The sequence below is a fragment of the Xanthobacter sp. DMC12 genome, assembly GCF_056314105.1.
Genome location: NZ_JBQUYZ010000001.1, coordinates 42164 through 61256, shown reverse-complemented (window position 1 = coordinate 61256; position 19093 = coordinate 42164). Strand labels below are relative to the sequence as shown.

15 protein-coding genes are annotated in these 19093 nt (G+C 66.9%); 11 read left to right on the top strand and 4 right to left on the bottom strand.

What is annotated here, in order from left to right:
* Position 1: 1 nt before the first annotated feature.
* The 3 genes from ACT535_RS00250 to ACT535_RS00240 all read right to left on the bottom strand — a co-directional run bounded on the left by ACT535_RS00250 (position 2) and on the right by ACT535_RS00240 (position 3953).
* On the bottom strand, positions 2-2254 hold the full coding sequence (locus ACT535_RS00250; protein WP_476362945.1) for a polysaccharide biosynthesis tyrosine autokinase: 2253 nt from the start codon (positions 2252-2254) through the stop codon (positions 2-4).
* A gap of 215 nt (positions 2255-2469) precedes the next feature.
* A complete protein-coding gene (locus ACT535_RS00245; RefSeq protein WP_476362944.1) occupies positions 2470-2757 on the bottom strand; it encodes a hypothetical protein in 288 nt (95 codons plus the stop codon).
* Between the two features lie 125 nt (positions 2758-2882).
* Positions 2883-3953 (bottom strand): DMT family transporter, encoded by a 1071-nt coding sequence (locus tag ACT535_RS00240; protein WP_476362943.1) that lies wholly within the window; start codon positions 3951-3953, stop codon positions 2883-2885.
* 211 nt (positions 3954-4164) lie between these two features.
* On the opposite strand from ACT535_RS00240, the gene ACT535_RS00235 reads away from it, so the two are divergent.
* The 3 genes from ACT535_RS00235 to ACT535_RS00225 all read left to right on the top strand — a co-directional run bounded on the left by ACT535_RS00235 (position 4165) and on the right by ACT535_RS00225 (position 9868).
* Positions 4165-6141: a hypothetical protein gene (locus tag ACT535_RS00235; protein ID WP_476362942.1), complete on the top strand. Its 1977-nt coding sequence runs from the start codon at positions 4165-4167 to the stop codon at positions 6139-6141.
* Between the two features lie 583 nt (positions 6142-6724).
* Positions 6725-8191 carry an undecaprenyl-phosphate glucose phosphotransferase gene (locus ACT535_RS00230; RefSeq protein WP_476362941.1) on the top strand — a complete coding sequence of 489 codons (1467 nt, stop codon included), beginning with the start codon at positions 6725-6727 and terminating at the stop codon, positions 8189-8191.
* Between the two features lie 639 nt (positions 8192-8830).
* A complete protein-coding gene (locus ACT535_RS00225) occupies positions 8831-9868 on the top strand; it encodes an NAD-dependent epimerase (protein WP_476362940.1) in 1038 nt (345 codons plus the stop codon).
* Positions 9869-9874: 6 nt separating this feature from the next.
* Here the strand turns inward: ACT535_RS00225 and ACT535_RS00220 are convergent, their stop codons facing one another.
* A complete protein-coding gene (locus ACT535_RS00220) occupies positions 9875-10627 on the bottom strand; it encodes a molybdopterin-binding protein (RefSeq protein ID WP_168456628.1) in 753 nt (250 codons plus the stop codon).
* Between the two features lie 170 nt (positions 10628-10797).
* On the opposite strand from ACT535_RS00220, the gene ACT535_RS00215 reads away from it, so the two are divergent.
* From ACT535_RS00215 to ACT535_RS00180, 8 genes are all read left to right on the top strand, one after another.
* Positions 10798-12213: a circularly permuted type 2 ATP-grasp protein gene (locus ACT535_RS00215; protein ID WP_168456627.1), complete on the top strand. Its 1416-nt coding sequence runs from the start codon at positions 10798-10800 to the stop codon at positions 12211-12213.
* A gap of 257 nt (positions 12214-12470) precedes the next feature.
* The gene (locus ACT535_RS00210; RefSeq protein ID WP_168456626.1) at positions 12471-13421 is read left to right on the top strand and encodes an alpha-E domain-containing protein; all 951 of its coding nucleotides are present in this window, start codon (positions 12471-12473) and stop codon (positions 13419-13421) included.
* 120 nt (positions 13422-13541) lie between these two features.
* Positions 13542-14381: a transglutaminase domain-containing protein gene (locus ACT535_RS00205; RefSeq protein WP_476362939.1), complete on the top strand. Its 840-nt coding sequence runs from the start codon at positions 13542-13544 to the stop codon at positions 14379-14381.
* Between the two features lie 180 nt (positions 14382-14561).
* Positions 14562-15413 (top strand): phosphate ABC transporter ATP-binding protein PstB, encoded by an 852-nt coding sequence (pstB, locus tag ACT535_RS00200; RefSeq protein ID WP_476362938.1) that lies wholly within the window; start codon positions 14562-14564, stop codon positions 15411-15413.
* Between the two features lie 83 nt (positions 15414-15496).
* Positions 15497-15931 carry an HIT family protein gene (locus tag ACT535_RS00195; protein WP_476362937.1) on the top strand — a complete coding sequence of 145 codons (435 nt, stop codon included), beginning with the start codon at positions 15497-15499 and terminating at the stop codon, positions 15929-15931.
* A gap of 8 nt (positions 15932-15939) precedes the next feature.
* Positions 15940-16920: a beta-ribofuranosylaminobenzene 5'-phosphate synthase family protein gene (locus tag ACT535_RS00190; protein ID WP_476362936.1), complete on the top strand. Its 981-nt coding sequence runs from the start codon at positions 15940-15942 to the stop codon at positions 16918-16920.
* A gap of 109 nt (positions 16921-17029) precedes the next feature.
* Positions 17030-18166, top strand: coding sequence for an ATP-grasp domain-containing protein (locus ACT535_RS00185; protein ID WP_476362935.1), 1137 nt, complete (start codon positions 17030-17032; stop codon positions 18164-18166).
* 19 nt (positions 18167-18185) lie between these two features.
* Positions 18186-19019 (top strand): triphosphoribosyl-dephospho-CoA synthase, encoded by an 834-nt coding sequence (locus ACT535_RS00180; protein ID WP_476362934.1) that lies wholly within the window; start codon positions 18186-18188, stop codon positions 19017-19019.
* Positions 19020-19093 lie beyond the last annotated feature (74 nt).

The following is a 19093-nucleotide window of genomic DNA, read 5'->3' as shown; positions in this document are numbered from 1 at the left end:
GTCAGGACTCGCGGCCATAGCTCGCGTAATACTTGTGGTAATAATACTTGCTGCCATAGTCCTCGAGGCTGCGAAGAGCCTTCAGGTCGGCCTTGTTGAGCAGGCAGCCCAGGACTTTTTCGTAGACCGTCGGCGCGTTCTGCAGCGTGTTCGCGACCAGATCCCGGTTGGATGACCCCCAGTCCAGAACGTACACATAGCCATCCACCATGTGGGTGGACGCCATGACGTCGACGACGGGCGCAAGTGGCGGGAAATCGATGACGATGTAGTCGACTTCACGCTTAAGGGCATCCAGCACCGCAGACATCTGCTCGGACGCGAGGATTTCATTGGTGTGGACGATGTCGCCCGGCACCACGGCCGGAATGAAGCGCAGGCCCGTCATACGATCGACGACGCTCACCTCTTCAAGCGTCGCCTTGCCGAAGACCAGCTCAAGCAGGCCCGCGCTGCGGCCGGGCGCGAGTCGACGCGTCAGCGTCGGATTGCGCAGATCGCCGTCGATGAGCACGCAGCGCTGGCCACTGTGTGCGATCAGCTGGGCGAAATTCGCCGAAACGGTGGACTTACCTTCCTTCGGCAAGGTCGAGATGATCCCGATGACCTTCACCGACCGGCTATGAATGGAGACGTCCGCCGAGACCTTCACCGAACGCAACGTTTCCGAGAAACGCGAGAACGGATCCGAGGTGACCTGACGCATGATGCCGGTGGAGCTGTCGAAGGCGCTCTGGCCGGCCGGAACCGGCGTCGCCACCGACGAGGGCAGCATCGGCAGGACGCCGAGGCAGTCGAGCCCGAGATAGCGCTCGACGTCAGCCGGCAACCGGAAGGTACGGTTCATGCGCTCGCGCCATATGCCGACGCCGAAGCCCATCAACAGCCCGACGAAAAGACCGCCGGCGACGATCAGCGTAGTCCGGGGCGAGGAGGCACGTAGGGGCCTGGAGGCGTCGGTGATCAGACGCGCCTCGGTGATCGGAAACGACTGTTGCTGCGTCGCCTGCATGAAGCGCTGCAGGAAGTTGTCGTAGAGCGCGCGATAGGACTGCGCGTTGCTCTCCAGTTCGCGAAGCTCAACCTGTGCCTGACCCGTCAGCTTGGCCTGCACCATCAGCTGCTCGAGGCTCGACGACAGGCTTTTTTCGCGGGCGCGGGAGATTTCAAGATCGGACTTGTAGGTCTCGGCGATGCGCGACAGCTCCGTGAACAGAGAGCGCTGGAGACCCTTGATCTCGCTGTTGAGGTTGAGGACCGCGATGTGGTCGGGCCCATAACGCTTGGACCAGTCCGCTTCCCGCTTCACAGCATCGAGGTACTGCGTGCGGAGGCGGCTGATGACCTCGTTGTTGAGCACGTCCGACACGACTTCATCACTCGTGCCCGTGACGCCGCCCTGCTTGATGATGCTGTTGACGCGCTCATAGCGCGCCTGCGCTTCCGCGACCGCGGTCCGCGCCGTAATCAGCTGCGTGTTCAGCTCGGACAATTGCTGGTCGGAGATGAGGCCGCGCTGGGTATCGATGATGTTGTTCTTGGCCTTGAAGTCCTGAACCGCGCGGTCGGCCGCGAGCGCCTGGTCCCGCAGTTCGGCGATGCGATCCTGGAGCCAGACGCTGGCGCGTCGGGTCGCCTGATACTTGGCCTCAAGCTGATCGACGATATAGGCCTCGGCGAGCTGGTTCGCCACGTCGGCCGCCATCACGGGATCGATGGCCCTGTAGTCGATGTTGATGACGTAGCTCAGGCCAACTCGCTTCACGCGGAGGCGCTGGCCAAAGTCGATGATCTGCGTGCGCTCGATCTCGTAGTCGCTCAGAGGAGCGCTGCGGGCGAGGAACGGAAAGATGAAGCCGGCAACGGTGCTGAACACCGAACTGCCCTTCTCCTCGATTTCCTTCTTCTTCGCCTCGACGAGCTTCAGCTCCTTGATAACCGCCTTGGCGATGCGTTCGGACTGAAGGATCTGGACTTGGCTGTCGATGCCGCTGGAATCCATCACGCCTGTCAGCTGGGGCATGACTTCGAGGCCGCGCGCCTGCTGCGTGTCGATCAGCAGCTCGGCACTGGCCGTATATTGCGGCGTTGCAAAAAAACAGTAGAGCGCGGCCAAACTCGCCACCGCGCCGGCGACGGCGGCAATGACCCACTTCTGACGCCGGACGACCTGGAGCAAATTGACCAGATCGAAATCACCATCGCTCTGGATATTCAGAGACTTTCCCGGCCCAGACTTGTCGATACGAAGCATGCCGCTAAAGCCCCGCTAACGTCAGCTACAGTCAAAGCACGCGCAACACCGCGTCAGGCGATGTCACCTGACGCCCAGCGCGGGACGCTACCCAAAAGCACGCCATCCGGCGCCCCAAACGAAAATGACCCACTCCGTGCGCCCCTGACCAAACCTGTTACGACGGTCAAGACACGTACGAAATGGGCCACATACTTGCTGCTGGCGCCGAAAGGTCAGCAGAAAAAGCGGCAGAACGGAGAAACCGGACGGCCGAGGAACTGGCTGATCCGCTGGTCATACTTGTAGGCGCGATACTGGATCAGCGACCACTTCCAGCCAGCCACGCTGCCAGTCGACTGCGCGCCAACGCGATTGCCGGTCTGGAAATTCGCATTGCTGCGAAGAGCCGAGAAACGCTCACCCCAAAGCCCGGCAGCCTGCGACGGCACAACCGTCCCGAGGACCAGACCCGCAACAGCAGCGCCCGTCAGCGCCGCCTTGATCTTGGAAACATTCGCCATCGCCCGCACTCCGATTAGGTGAACCATGTTTACCACAAGGCCTGTGGCGCTGCAACAATCCCAACTGCCCCCTGCTCGCCGGACTGGAAAGTCTGGCGGTATTCGCCCTGAAACGACCTACCGAGCTACCTAGAAACCGCTTTCCTATGCGGAAGTTCCAAGATTTTCCTGTCTTCTTCTAACGTCATTTTCTGGTGCTCGAGCCGGCAGAGGCCTGGCGGGTCCGTGCCTCTAGTGCCTTGCGAAACCACATAGTCGCGCAGCGCCTCATGAACATCTGCGGTCACGTCCAAGTTCTGGGAAACGTGGCCTTGGCCGCCGCGCCCGTGGCGCTCGCGCCACACCAGGACCAAACCCGCGCAAACGACGATCGCAGCCCCCGCCAGGACCAGAGAATCGGGCCATTCCCCGAAGGCGAGGACGCCGAACACCATGGCCCAGAGCAGCGTCGCATAGTTGAGCGGGGCCACGACCGAGGCCGGCGCGTAACGCGTCGCCGCCGTCATCAGGATTTGGCCCAGACCGCCGGCAATGCCCGTGGCGATGAGAATGAGGGCCGTCCGCACATCCGGGATGACCCACCCGAACGGGATGGTGGCGAGGCCCGCGAGCGATGCTACGATGGAGAAATAGAAGACGATGGCCTCACTGGTCTCCGTCCGGGTCAGGTGGCGGACCTGGGTGACGGCGAGCCCTGCGATGACCGCCCCCACAAGGGCCATGGCCGCGCCGATCAGCGGTCCGGGACCGCTTCCCAGCGATGCGTGGGTGAAGGACGGCCACAGCATGATGAGGATACCGGCGAATCCGACGCCCAACACCGCCCAGCGATAGGACGGCACGCGCTCGCCAAGCAGGATGGCCGCGAGGACGACGGCGACCAGCGGGGTGGCGTAGGTGAAGGCAACGGCTTCGGCGAGCGGGATGAACGCCAGCGCCGCAAAGCTCAGCCACATGGCGCTCACGCCCACCAGGCCGCGGACGACATGGCCGAACGGCTGGCGTGTGACGAGCATACTCGACATCCGCCCCCGCCACAGAAGCCAGACCACCAGCGGCACCAAGCCGAAGGCGCTGCGGGCGAACACGACCTGGCCGCTCGGCACGTCGTCCGCGACGAAGCGCACGAGGGCGGACATGACAGCGAAGAAGAAGGTGGCGCTGATTTGCAGGGCGATGCCTGCTGGGGCATTCATGGGAAAAGTCCGGTGAGTGACGCTCATATAGCGCCTTGCCAACGCAAAGGGCATGCGGATGCCGCAAGGCAGAGGCCCGAGCCCCGCGTCCAGGGAGGAGGAGCCGGTGGCATCCCGGGAGCCGAAGTGCGCGCGGGGGGCGCATCGAATGAAGCGCAGCGCGGCGCGAAACGGCCCTCCGCCGTTTGCGTCGTGCGGCTTCGGCACGTGCGTGGCGCGCGCCGTCCGTATGCTGGCCGTGCTGGTTCTCGCCGCGGCTCTCGCACCGACCGCCTCAGCCGGAGAGACCGCCGCCCTGCCGGAGCCGGTGCGCATGGTCCTCGATCGCCCGACGCTCACCGCGCTCGAATCCAAAGGGTTTGCCTTCGGCACGCTGCTCGGTGCGACGCGCGCCGCGACGCTGGCGGAACTCAAGTCCGCAAGCCCTGTCTATGCCGACCTCGCCCGCCGGATCGCGGCCGACGTAACCACGCTGAAGGCCGAGATGGCGGCGAACCGTCGCCCCCTGCTGGAGGTCACGGACGACAATGTCGGGCGGGTGATCGACCTGCGTTGGCTCGGCTCGCCGCTCGCCCGCTTCCGGCTCATCGGCGTCGTCAACCGGACCGACCGGCGCGACTTCACCGCGCTCACGCCGTCCCCCTCCTGCGGCGAGGTGCGGCTCGTGTACCGCCTCGCCTACCATTTCCAGCGCGGCGCCACGACCTATGCCTCCCGCCTGCCCGTCAACATCAACATGGTGTTCGACGTGCCCGCCGGGCCCAGCGGCGACTGCCCCGCTCTCGCCCGCATCTGGACACCCGCCGCCCCCCTTCCGCGCCCCGGCGACGTGGCCAGCTGGCTGGCGGCCGGCCCGCTCCGGGGGCTTTCGCTCCGGCAGATCGAAATCAATGCGCAGGTGGTGCGCCTGCCGTCCGGCATGGAAACCGAGCTCGGCGGCCAGGCCATCTATCTGATGCGCGTCTTTCGCATCGACGGCGATCAACTGGTCCCGAAGCCGCTTGAGAACACGCCGGACCTCGCGCGCCTGTCTGCGGATGCGGCGCTCAAGGCCGGCCTCGTGGACTACGTGCGCAGCCACCTCGCCGAGATCGATCGCGGCGTCTACCAGCTGCCGGATGCCTTCCTGGCCGAGAAGGCGCTCTCCTTCTCCACCTTCGGTAGTGCGCGCACGGCCAACCATCCCTTCGCCGCGCTTTTCACGACGGCGGATTTCGCCGGCCTGCCCTACGAATCGCTCGGCTATATCGCATCGCCCGCCGGACTGATCGCGCGCCTCGACGACAACACCTGCACCGGCTGCCACCAGGGCGCCGCGACCGCCGGCTTCCATCTCATCGGTTATGACGAGCCGGGCACGTCGCCGTTGAACGTGGTCAAGATTCCCCTTTCCCCCCATCTTCATGCCGACGACGCGCGGCGCCGGGCCTATCTGGCCGCACTGGCGGCGGGCCGCACGCCGGATCCCTTCCGTCCCCTGTCCATCGCACCGCCTGCCGACTGGTCGCAGCCTGCGCCGGCCGTCGCTGGGACCGCGGCAGCGACCATGGCTTGCCTGGCCCCGCAGGACGAAGCGGCGTTTCGCGCCGGCTGGCGCTGCGGCGACGGCCTCGCCTGCGAAGTCATCGCGCACAATCCGTGCCTGCCCGTCGGCACCGGGCACTGCATGCCGAAGCGGTCCAGCGGCCTCGTATCCGGCATGGCCTGCCTGTCGGGCGCGCTGGTGCCGGGCGCCGCTCCCTATCTGGACCGCTTCCGGATCGTGCGGCAGATCAACAGCCCGGCCGCTTCCGCCTCCCCGTCCTCCTATACCTGCCGGCCGGCCAAGCTCGGGGTGCCCGGCGGCTCGGCCTACCGCCAATGCACGGCGGAGGAGCGTGCCTTGACGGACAGTGGCCACCACGGGCCGATGCGGGAAATCTGCGCCTTCGTCGGCGGTAAGGCCTTCGACCTGTGCGTCGCAACCGACAATTTCGCAAAATGCCTCAGCGCCAGCGTCGCCCGCGGCAATCGTCCCGCCTGTGGCGACGGACGATTCTGCCGGGAGGATTTCATGTGTCAGGCGCTGCCGCCCGATCTGCCCGGCGCGGCCCGCGTGGCACAGGAGAACGGCTTCTGCTCGCCAACCTATTTCGTGTTCCAGATGCGGATCGACGGGCACCCGGACCCGGATCGGGGAGTCCCTTGAGGGTGCAGTGCAGCAAAGGCAGTTTCCGCCCCGCCCCAGCGGCGCATTGCCGCAGTTCCGCAAGTTTGCAGGAGTCTGTCGCCGGGGCTAAAGGGATAGCCTCCCATAAATTCTCACAATGCCTTGATTTTCGATGGGAAAAGCGAGCTTGGTCGTGCTCCGTTGCACCGGCCTCAAATCGTGGCACGGAGGCTGGAGCACTGCCAAATCCGGAGGCGGCCTGGGGGCGGGCAAGCACTTTCGATTTATTCTGCACCGCAGCATTGCCCAAAACTTGAGCGCGCCGATTGACTTCGATCAATTATCAAACACAAACGATGCTGCGTGAGGCAAACTGCTCTAATCCTCCTTCGTTCATCGACCAATCAACTCTCTATCAAATGATAGATCGCAACCTGCATTAATCATTCTGCGAAATTAGCTACATATCATCTTTCAGAATTGGAATGTTTCAGGCATATGACACCCAAGTATACGCCTGACGGCTCGGCTTTTACTCGCTTGTCGATTCTGTCCGAGAGTGCTATGTTGAGCGCACAATTCCAATTTTCCTTGCGGTATCTTTCTGCCGACTGAGGGACGAATGTCGCTTTCCACGGACAACATGCGGGTTGAACGGGCGAGCGAAGTGCATCGGTCCGGGGTGCTCCCCACGCTCGACTACGCGTCGATGCCGCCGCTCTTCGTCATATCCGACATCGCGCTCATTCTGGGACTGAGCGTCCTCGTGGACTTCTTGTTTTCGGCGCAGGCGGGCGCCGGCTTCGAGGTCACGCAACCTCTCGGCATCGGCATCCTCGCCGCGGTGGCCTTCGTGCTCACCAACATCTCGCGCGGCCTCTACAAGCCCTGGCGCATGGTACGTGTCGTCGAGGAGGTCCGCGCCACGATGGCCAATTGGACCTTCGCGATCCTGGTCGTCGCGACGGTGATCTTCTGCCTCAAGGTCGCGGGGAGCACCTCGCGCATTTCCACCGGCTCCTTCGCCGTTCTCGGCTTCATCGCCCTGCCGTCCGCGCGCTGGGCGATGGGCGCGTGGCTGCGGCACGCCATCGCGCGCGGCGCCGTGAAGGGACGCGCGACGATCCTGGTGGGCGATGCGGGCGAGCTCTCCAAGGTGGTGCCGGCCCATATGCTGGTACGCCTCGGCCTTAACGAGGTGCGGCGCTTCAGCCTCGCCGGCCCCGACGGCTCGGCCAGCGGGGAAATGCTCTCCACCTCAGACAAGGATGCGCTGAAGGCCGCGGTCCAGTTCGCGCGGCAGCATCGGGTCGAGGAAATCGTCCTCGCCATGCAATGGAGCGACATCGAGCGGCTCGACGCCGTGCGCGCCAGACTTCGCTCTGTGCCGCTGCCGGTGAAGCTGCTGCCGGATGAGGTGGTCAGCGAACTTCTCGATGCGCCCCGTGTGGATTTCGGCTCGTCCATCGCCATCGAGGTGCAGCGCGCCCCGCTGTCGCGCTTCGAGCTGGCACAGAAGCGGCTTCTGGACATCGCCGTCGCAAGCTGCGCCGTGCTCCTGCTCCTGCCGCTGTTCGCCATCATTGCCACGGCCATTAAGCTCGACAGCCGCGGTCCGGTGATCTTCCGCCAGCGCCGCAATGGCTTCGGCGGCCGCGAGTTCACCATCTACAAGTTCCGCTCCATGACGGTGATGGAGGACGGGACGAAGGTGGTGCAGGCCCAGCGCAACGACAAGCGGGTGACCCGCGTCGGCCGCTTCCTGCGCGCATCGAGCCTCGATGAGCTGCCGCAGGTGCTGAACGTCCTGTTCGGCCAGATGTCCATCGTCGGGCCGCGGCCCCATGCCATTGCCCATGACGATGAATATTCGAAGCTGATCTCCGGCTACGCGTTCCGCCATCACGTCAAGCCGGGCATCACCGGCTGGGCGCAGGTGATGGGCTTCCGCGGCGAGACGGCGGAGCTTGAGCAGATGGAACGCCGCATCGAGATGGACCTCTGGTACATCAACAATTGGTCGGTGTGGATCGACATCAAGATCATCATGAAGACCTTCATCGAGGTCCTCCGCAAGGAAGCCTACTGATCTTCCTCCTCGGCCTGCGGCCGGCCTCCGAGAGGCCCCGCGGCCGCAGGAGTTCCCTGCCCGCCGAGACGGGCAGCTCGAAGGACTGGAGAGATTGAGCAGCGCGCTCGCGCCCCTGTCTCGCCCCGCTGAACCGCTGCCCCTGCGCGACGCGCAACTGTGACGCGCCAGACCGGATCGTCGCCCCGAAGTCGAACGTTCCGCCCCACAAGATGAGCGTGTTTCATCCCAAGGCTGCGATTAACCCTACTGCTTGATCCGAGCCGCGACGCTCTGATTTTCGTCGCCGATCCGCCGGCCCTTTGGGTAAATAAAAGACGAAATTCGCGTCGACGACTGCTGGGGGGCAGGCAAGGTGATCGCAGAATCCGTCCTGGCCCTTTGGGGCATGCTGTGCTGCTCGGTGGCCTATTTCTTCGTCATGGCGCGCGCGACCTGACTGACCGGCGCCGGCCGCTTTCGGCCCTCGCACGGTTCCGCTGCGCGTGCGCGCAGTAGCCCTCGCCTCCCGGCCGCCGACCCGCCGGCCGGCCTCCTGCCTGCGGGGCCGCGTTGATGCCGCGGAAGCGCTGATCTAAGAAGGTGCGCGTATCCGGCGAAGCTTCCGTTGTCCGGCGCGATCTGTCCCGGGGACCGCCTTTGACCTTCACCAATGACCCCATCTTCGTCACCGGCGCGGCCGGCTTCATCGGCGCCGCGGTCGCCGAGCGACTGCTGGCAATGGGGCAGACGGTCGTCGGCATCGACGATCTCAACGCCTATTATGACGTGCGCCTCAAGGAGGCCCGCCTCGCCCGGCTCCTCGGTCATCCCGGCTTCAGCTTCGAGCGCCTGACGCTCGCCGATCGCGCCGCCACCGCCGATCTCTTCGCCCGCCACCAGCCGAGCCATGTGGTCCACCTCGCCGCGCAGGCCGGGGTGCGCTACTCCATCGAGCATCCCGAGACCTACATCGACTCGAACCTGGTCGGCTTCGGCAACGTGCTGGAAGGCTGCCGCCATAACGGCGCCGCGCACCTCGTCTATGCCTCCTCCAGTTCGGTCTACGGCGCCAACACCGACCTGCCCTTCCGGGTCGATCAGACGGTGGACCACCCCATCAGCCTCTACGCCGCCACCAAGAAGGCGAACGAGTTGATGGCCCACGCCTATTCCCATCTCTACCGGCTGCCGGTGAGCGGACTGCGCTTTTTCACGGTCTACGGCCCGTGGGGACGGCCGGACATGGCCGTGTTTCTCTTCACGGACGCCATCTGGCACGGCCGGCCGATCAAGGTGTTCAACAACGGCGACATGAAGCGGGATTTCACCTTCATCGACGATGTGGTGGACGCCGTGGTCGCCCTGCTGCCGAAGCCGGCGACGCCGGACCCCGCGTGGACCGGGGCGGACCCGGACCCCGCCACCTCGAACGCGCCCTATCGCATCTACAATGTGGGCAACCACAGCCCCGAGCCCCTGATGACCCTCATCGGCGACATCGAGGCGGCGCTGGGACGCAAGGCGGAGCTGGATTTCCAGCCCATGCAGCCGGGGGACGTTCCGGCCACCTTCGCCGACGTCACCAGCCTCTCGCAGGCGGTGGACTTCGCCCCGCGCACCCCCCTGAAGGAGGGCGTCGCCCGCTTCGCCACCTGGTATCGCGACGTCTGGCTCGGCCAGATCGCGAAGGGCTGAGGCGCCTCAGCGGCGCGAATTGTCCTCGACCATCCGCGCCACAGCGTCGCCTGCGGCGGCCAGCGTTTCAGCTTCGCGCGCGCGCACCACGAGATTGGTCTTGTAGCGCCCGTCCACCTCGTCGCGGAACGGGTAGGAGCCGATGATGGCGTCGGGATAGGTCTCGGCGATCTTGCGCAGCGGGGCGGCGATGTCGCCCTCCTTCGCCTCAGCGAGGATGGTGCGCGAGAGCATGGGCCGGCCCTTGCGCAGGTCGGGCAACACCGCCTCCAGCATCGACTGCATGATGCGCGGCACGCCGGCCATCACGATGACGTTCTCGATGCGGAAGCCCGGCGCCTTGGACACCTCGTTCACGACGAGGCTCGCCCCGGCGGGAATCCGTGCCATGCGCAGGCGCGCCTCGTTCAGGTCCTTCTCGGCGATGTATTCCAGCAGCATCGCGCGGGCGCGCGGGTCCACGTCGATGGAGACCCCGAAGGCCCTGGCGATGGCATCGGCCGTGATGTCGTCATGGGTCGGGCCAATGCCGCCGGTGGTGAAGACATAGTCGAAGCGGGCGCGCAGGGCGTTGACCGCCGCCACGATATCCTCCTCGACGTCCGCCACCACCCGCACCTCGCGCAGGTCGATGCCCACGTCGGTGAGCCGTTCGGCGATGTGGCCGATGTTCTTGTCCTTGGTCCGGCCGGAGAGAACCTCGTCGCCAATCACGATCAGCGCAGCCGTGACCGATCGCGCGTCGCCTGCCTCACCCATGTCTCAGATCCCTGCCCTTGGCGGCGTCATCCAGTGTCTACATGCCTAAAATCAAGGCACATTTAAAGCGTGAGCGGCGCCTTCGCTCCGCTTTCCCGTTTAGCACTTCTTTGGCACGATGTTTGTTAAGTTCATGGGGAGCTTCCCCGGGGCGTGGAGTGTCGATCCCAATGCCGCATGCGTTCGATGAAATGTCCAGTACCGACGGCGCGGTAAGGCCGGCCTACGAGACCCTCCAGCGCTGGCTCGCCGAAGTGCCGCAAGACGTGCTGGACCACCGGCGCAAGGAAGCCGAGTTCATCTTCCGGCGAATCGGCATCACCTTCGCGGTCTATGGCGAGCAGAACGCGCAGGAACGCCTGATCCCCTTCGACATCGTGCCCCGCATCATCACCAAGGACGAATGGGGCCGGCTGTCCCGCGGCCTGGAACAGCGCGTCAAGGCGCTGAACATGTACATCAAGGATGTCTACGGGAAGCGCGAGGTGCTGAAAGCCGGCGTGGTGCCGGAAAACCTCGTCTACCAGAACCCCGCCTTCCGCCCGGAGATGAACGGGCAGCGCGTGCCGCACGACCTCTATGTCCACATCGCCGGCATCGATATCGTGCGCACCGATCCCGATACCTTCTACGTGCTCGAGGACAATGCGCGCACCCCCTCCGGCGTCTCCTACATGCTGGAGAACCGGGAGATCATGCTGCGCCTGTTCCCCGAGCTGTTTTCCATGCACCGCGTCTCGCCGGTGGAGAATTACGCCGACGACCTGCTCGCCACCCTGCGCTCGCTCTCGCCCCACGGCGGGCATGAGCCGAACGTGGTGATCCTGACCCCCGGCATCCACAATTCGGCCTATTACGAGCACTCCTTCCTCGCGGACAAGCTGGGCGTGGACCTGGTGGAGGGGCGCGACCTGTTCGTGAAGGATGCGGTGGTCTACATGCGCACCACCGAGGGTCCGAAGCGGGTGGACGTGATCTACCGCCGCCTCGACGACGACTTCCTGGACCCCCTCGCCTTCCGCCGCGACAGCGTGCTCGGCGTGCCGGGGCTGATGAGCGCCTATCAGGCCGGAAACGTCACCCTGACCAACGCTGTGGGAACGGGCGTCGCCGACGACAAGGCCGTCTATTCCTACATGCCGGATATCATCAAGTTCTACCTCGGCGAGGAGCCTCTGCTCCCCAACGTGCCGACCTGGCGCTGCCGCGAGGCGGATCATCTGAAGTACGTGCTCGAGCACCTGCCCGAACTGGTGGTGAAGGAAGTTCACGGCTCCGGCGGCTACGGCATGCTGGTCGGCCCTGCCTCCGACAAGGCGCAGATCGAGAAGTTCCGCGACAAGCTCAAGGCGGACCCGGCGAACTTCATCGCACAACCCACGCTGGCGCTCTCCACCTGCCCGACGCTGGTGGAAAAGGGCATCGCGCCGCGCCACGTGGACCTGCGCCCGTTCATCCTGTCCGGCTCCGACAAGGTGCGCATCGTCCCCGGCGGCCTCACCCGCGTCGCCATGAAGGAGGGCTCCCTCGTGGTGAACTCCAGCCAGGGCGGCGGCACCAAGGACACTTGGGTATTGGACGCATGAGCGGGGGCGCTCATGCTCTGGGTTCTGAACGCATGAGCACGAGCGCTCACGCTCTCGCTTTTCGACGCGCGGGCGCTATCGTTCGTGCAGGTTTCTCCCCGCGCACGGGCATCCCGGCCCGCGCCACTGCCGGAGCCGGGGCCCCGCCCGGTTCCGCCGCCTGAACCGCCCCCGGAGGCACCACGCCATCCGGGTGCAGGACGCCTGAGCGCGGCTGAACCGCGCCGCGCACCCTCTCCTTCCGCAACGGGCTCCCCATGCTTTCCCGCACCGCCGACAACCTCTACTGGCTGACCCGCTACGTCGAACGCGCCGACTGCCTGGCCCGCATCCTCGACGTCTCCCAGCGCCTCGCCTACACGCCCGTGACCTACGGCGGCTCCACCAATGAGTGGAGTTCGGCCGTGCTCACCGCCGGCTGCGCCGACGAGTTCGTCGCGCGCTACGGTCCGCTGGAGGAAGCGAAGGAGGAGAACGTGGTGTCGTTCCTCGCCTTCGAGGCAGAGAACCCCTCCTCCATCCGCAACTGCTTCGAGGTGGCGCGCACCAACGCCCGTTCGGTGCGAACCGCGCTGACCTCAGAGATGTGGGACGTCATCAACTCGGCCTGGATCGAGCTGCGCAACTTTCCCAACCGCGCGCTCACCCGCGACGAGCTTTCGCGCTTCCTCGCCTTCGTGAAGGAAACGTCGCTGCGCTTCGACGGGGCGACCTTCCGCACCATGCTGCGCAACGACGGCTACTGGTTCGCCCGCTCCGGCGCCCAGCTCGAGCGCGCCGACAACACCGCCCGCATCCTCGACGTGAAGTATCACGTGCTGCTGCCGGAGAAGGAGCATATCGGCGGCCCGCTCGACTATTTCCAGTGGGCCTCCATCCTGCGCTCCGTCTCCGCGCTCACCGCCTTCCACTGGGTCTATCGCGACAGCGTGAAGCCGTGGCTGGTGGCGGACCTGCTCATCCTGAACCGGCAGATGCCGCGCTCGCTCGCCGCCTGCTACGACAGCCTCGCCCGCAATCTGGACGACATCGCCTCGGTCTATGGCCGGCAGGGTCCGTCCCAGCGGCAGGCGCGCTCCATGCTCGCCCGGCTCACCAACAAGTCCATCGACGATATCTTCCAGACCGGGCTGCACGAGTTCATTTCCGAGTTCATCTCGGACAACAACAAGCTCGGCGCCGAGATCACCGAGCAGTATCTGACCTGATCCTGCGGGCTGCGGCCCGCTCAACGTCCTCGTCGGCGCGGGTGGCCCGCGCCGGGGGAATGTCCGTTGCGGCGCCAGTGTCGCGCCGTCATCGCCGCGCCGTCACCAGGGACGTCCGCTATGCGCATCCGCATCCGCCACGAGATCACCCAGCGCTTCGAGCCCGGCACCCGCAACATGGCCGTGACCGTGCGCATGACCCCGCGCGCCCATGAGGGCCAGTTCATCCTGCGCTGGGCGCTCGACCTCAGTTCCGACTGCCGCCTTCACCCGCAGGAGGATGCCTTCGGCAACCTGTGCCACACCTTCTCGGTGGACGGGCCGGCGGACCATCTCACCGTCTGCGCCGAGGGCGAGATCGAGACGCAGGACACTACCGGGATCGTGCGCGGCACGGTGGAGCGCTTCCCGCCGTCCCTGTTCCTGCGCCAGACCGACCTCACCGAGGTGGATGACGCCCTCGCCGCCCTCGCTGCCGCGATCGATGCGCCCGAGGACGACCCGCTGGCCCAGCTCCACGCCCTCATGGTCAAGGTCCACGAGACGGTGGAGGAACAGGAGGGGCCGACCCTCGGGGATCCCCTGAGCGCGACCGAGGCGCTGAAGGCGGGCACCGCCTGCGCCGGCAGCATCGCCCATGTCTTCACCGCCGCCGCCCGCCACCTCGGCCTGCCGGCACGCCACATCTCCGGCTACGTCGCGCCCGAAGGCGACGCGGAAGGCGAGGGCGAGGCGCGCCACTGGGCGGAGGCCTATGTGCCGAAAATCGGCTGGGTCTCGTTTGATGCCGGCCGCAACATCTGCGGCACGGAGCATTACGTGCGCCTCGCCGTGGGCCTCGATGCGGTGGGCGTGCAGGCGCTGCGCAGCACCGGCCTCGACGTGGAGGAGCGCATCAGCGCCCTCGACGGCCGCGCGCCGCAGAAGCTGGCGCAGGCCCAGAGCCAGGGCCAGAACTGAGCCCGCGCTATCCCGCGCCGACGATGAGCCGGCACAGGATGCCGCCCGCGCCGAGCTGCGGAAAAGTGTTTCCGCTGCTCGATTTTCCGCGCGTTACGCGCTCCGCATGAGCTAGCGCAAGGACGGGGCGGCGGAGCCGGTCTAGGCAGGAGGAAAGGCTCCTGTCGAGGATCGGCCGCCATGTCCATCCACACCCCGTCGTCGCTGCCCCCGGACGGCTCCACACACGCCGGCCTCCCCGCGCCGACGATCTTCGCCAGCCGCCAGGCAACCCTGCCGCCGGTCAAGCTCTCCGTCCACCGCCTGAGCTTCTATTATGGCGCGGCGATCGCCCTCCGGGACATATCGGTCGATCTGCGCGCCAACTGCGTCACCGCCTTCATCGGCCCGTCCGGCTGCGGAAAATCGACCCTGCTGCGCATCTTCAACCGCATGTACGAGCTTTACCCGGACCAGCGGGTGGAGGGCGACGTGCTGCTCGACGGCGTGAGCATCCTCGGCGACGCCATGGACCCGGCGAGCGTCCGGGCGCGCATCGGCATGGTGTTTCAGAAGCCGACGCCCTTCCCCATGTCGATCTACGATAACGTGGCCATCGGCCTGCGCATCAACGAGGAGCTGACCCCGGCCGACCTCGACATCCGGGTGGAGGAGGCCCTGCGCAAGGCCGCCCTGTGGGACGAGGTGAAGGACATCCTGACCCAGAGCGGCCTCAGCCTGTCCGGTGGCCAACAGCAGCGCCTGTGCATCGCCCGCACCATCGCCCTCAAGCCGGAAGTGATCCTGCTCGACGAACCGTGCTCGGCCCTCGATCCCATCACCACGGCGCGCATCGAGGAAACCATCGAGGAGCTGAAGGCGCACTACACCTTCGCCATCGTCACCCACAATCTCCAGCAGGCGGCCCGCATCTCCGACTTCACCGGCTTCATGTATCTCGGCGAGATGGTGGAGTTCGCGCCCACGCAGGACCTCTTCACCCACCCGCGGGACCGGCGCACGCAGGATTACGTCACCGGCCGCTTCGGCTGAGCCTCGGCATGGGGTGCGCAAGCGTGCGGACTTGACCCCCCGCCCGCACCCTGCAATCTCCTCCCCAACAGGGAGAGACACGCATGACCGCCACGCCGGCCTACGATCCGCAGAACATCTTCGCCCGCATCCTTCGCGGCGAACTGCCGGCGCACAAGGTCTATGAGGACGACAAGGCCCTCGCCTTCCTCGACATCATGCCGCGCTGCCCCGGCCATACGCTGGTCATCCCAAAGGCGCCGGCCCGCAACATCCTCGACATCGCGCCCGAGGATCTCGCCTATGTGGCGACCATCGCCAAGAAGGTGGCCATCGCCGGCATGAAGGCCTTCGAGGCCGACGGAATCACCGTGCAGCAGTTCAATGAGGAGGCCGGCGGGCAGGTGGTGTTCCACCTCCATGTCCACGTCATCCCGCGCCATTCGGGCGTGCCCATGAAGCCGCCGGCGAGCGAGATAGAGAAGCCCGACGTGCTCGCCGCCCATGCGGAGCGGCTGCGCGCCGCCCTCGCCGGCTGAGCCGCCGCGTGGATCTCATCCATGCGGCCGGGGTGAAGGTGCGCGCGCCGGCGCGCCTGCACCTCGGCTTTCTCGATCTGGGCGGATCGCTCGGCCGCCGCTTCGGCTCTCTCGGCATCGCGCTGGAGCGGCCCGCCACCGAAGTGAGCGTCCGACGCGCCACGTCCGACGCCGCCGAAGGACCGGACAGCGACCGCGCCGCCCGTGCGCGGGATCTGGTGCGCGACAAGCTCGGCATTGAGGAGCGCTTCGCCATCGAGGTGGACGCCGCCCTGCCGGCCCATGGCGGCCTCGGCTCCGGCACCCAGCTGGCGCTGGCGGTGGGCGTGGCCGTGGCAAGGCTCTCGGGGCACGCGCTCTCCCCGCGCGAGGTTGCGACCGTGCTCGGCCGCGGCCGGCGCTCGGCCATCGGCATGGAGGCGTTCGCGGCCGGTGGCGTCATCCTCGACGGCGGCAAGGCGCTCGAAGGTCCCGAGGCCAATGCGCCACCTCCCCTTCTCGCGCGCTTCAAGTTGCCGGAGAGCTGGCGCATCCTGCTGGTTTTCGACACCGCCCGCGAAGGCTTGAGCGGGCCGCAGGAGACGGCGGCCATGGCCACCCTCCCGCCCTTCCCGGCAGAGCAGGCGGCGCAACTGTGCCATCGCATGCTGCTGGAGGCGCTGCCCGCGCTCGCGGCGGGGGATGCGGATGGGTTCGGCCGCGTCATCGGCCACTGGCAGCGCGTGCTGGGCGATCACTATGCCGCGGCGCAGGGGGGCGGCCGCTTCCTGAGCCCGCAGGTGGCCGAGGCCATCGCCGCCATCGAGGCGGAGGGAATCCTCGGTGTCGGCCAAAGCTCGTGGGGTCCCACCGGCTTCGCCATCGTCGATGGCGAGGAGACGGCGGCGCGACTGGCCGCCACCTTGCGCGGCCGCTTCGCATCGTTCACAAACCTGTCATTCGATTGCGTGCGAGGAAACAATCAGGGCGCGGAAGTGATCGCTCTCTGAATACCGCCAACGCGGCCGGAAAGAACGGGAGGAAGGCGCGTAACCGTAAGGGGCCGCGCCGCACAAAAGGCCCCGCAAGTGGGCTTTGAACCAACAGGCTGGGATCCAGATGGATATTGCTCTCATCGCCATTTCCGCCCGGCCGCTGGCGGCCAGCGCCGCCCGCGCCGGCTTCGCCGCGCTCTCGTTCGACCTGTTCGCCGATCTCGATACCTGCGCCCACACGGCGCGTTGCGTCCGGGTCCACAAGAAGAACGGCTGCGCCTTCGATGGCGATGACCTGATCCAGGCGCTGCACTCCCTCGCACCCACCGGCCTGCCGGTGGTGCTGGGCGGAGGGCTGGAGGACGATACCGCCCTCATGACCCGCATCGCCGAGCGCAACCCTATCCTCGGCAACGCGCCGGCCATCGTGCGTGTGCTGAAGGACCCCATCGCGCTTGCCGCGCTCGCGGCCCATCTCGATATCCCCTTCCCGACCGTGACCCTCGAAGCGCCTACCGCCGAGACCTTCGGCGACGCGCCGGTGCTTGAGAAGAAGATCGGCGGAGCCGGCGGCGCCCATATCAGCCGCAGGGCGCCGGGAGATCTCTCCGCGCCCGCGCCGGGCCACTATCTCCAGCGGGAAGTCAGCGGGCAGTCCCTCTCCCTGCTCCTGCTGTCCAATGGCAGCGCCGCCCGCATCGTCGGCGCCTCGCGGCAATGGCGCTCGCAGGACGAGGAACATCCCTTCCGCTATGGCGGCGCCACGGGGCCCGTCGCCCTGCCGGAGCGGTTCGCCGCGGAGATGCTGAAGGGTGCGCTCAGCGTCACCCTCGCCTGCGGGCTGGTGGGGCTGGTGTCGCTCGACTTCGTTGTGAACGACGACGGCTGGTTCCTGGTGGAGGTGAACCCCCGCCCCGGCGCAACCCTCGACATCTTCGACACCGATCCTCTGCCGCCGCTGCTCGGCCTGCATCTGGCGGCCTGCGGCGGGAAGCTGCCGGAGGTGCTGCCCGCGCCGACCCAGGCGCACGCCGCCGGCGTCATCTATGCCGCCCAGGACATGGTGGTGCCGCAGGATGCGTGGCCGGACTTCGTAGCCGACCGCCCGCCGGCCGGCGCTTCGGTGCTGAAGGGCGCCCCGCTCTGCACCGTCCGGGCCACCGGCCCCACGCCCGAGGTCGCCGAGGCGCGCATGCGCGAGCGCACGCAGGCGCTGCTGCGCGACTTCGGCCTCGGTGCAGTCATGGAACCTGCGCCGTGAGCACCGCCCCCATCGCCGCATGAGAGCGCTGGTTGCGAAGGAGGTGGCGGAGGCATTCCACGCCGCCTGCCTCGCCGAATTATCAGCCCTGAAGCCGGGCAACGTCCATGTCTTCGCCGCGGGGCACGGCATGGAAACCACGCAGTTCGAGGCAGCAGCCGCTGCCGCTGCGCCGGCCATCGCCGTGACTGGCCGAAGGGTCGGGGCACGGGTGCTGGCGGCGGTGGAGGCCTCTCTTGCGGTTGCCGGCTGCAACACCAATCTCGGCATCATCCTGCTTTGCGCGCCCCTCGCGGTGGCGGCCGAAAGCGCCGGCCCGCTCCGCGAGCGGCTTGCGCAGGTGCTTGACGGGTTGGATCTGGCCGACGCCGGGAACGCCTTCCGCGCCATCGCCGCCGCGTCGCCCGGCGGCCTCGGCGCGGCAGACGAGGCGGATGTGCGGGCACCGGCCAGTGTCACGCTTCGGGAGGCCATGGCGCTTGCCGCCGACCGCGACGCCATCGCCCGGCAATATGTGACCGATTACGCGGATCTCTTCGCCCTCGGCGTTCCGGTGCTCGCCGGCGGGCCGCTGGAGCGCGGGCGGATCGAGGACGCCTACCTCGCGTTCCTCGCCACGCTTCCGGACAGCCATATTGCCCGCAAGTTCGGGGCGGAGCAGGCGGAGGCGGTGCGGCGGGAGGCGGAGGTGCTGCGCGGCCGACTCGGCGGCCTGTCCCCGTCAGCGCGCCACGATGCGCTGCTCGCCTTCGACACCAGCCTGAAGGCGCGGGGGCTCAACCCGGGCACCAGCGCAGACCTCACCGTCGCGAGCCTCTTTGCCGCCCTGATCGAGGACCGTGCGAAGGCTTGAGGCTCGGGCGCCGGAGCGAGCGTTCACACCAGAAGTAAAAGGGCGCGCGAGGCCCGGCGCTCAGCCTTGCTCGC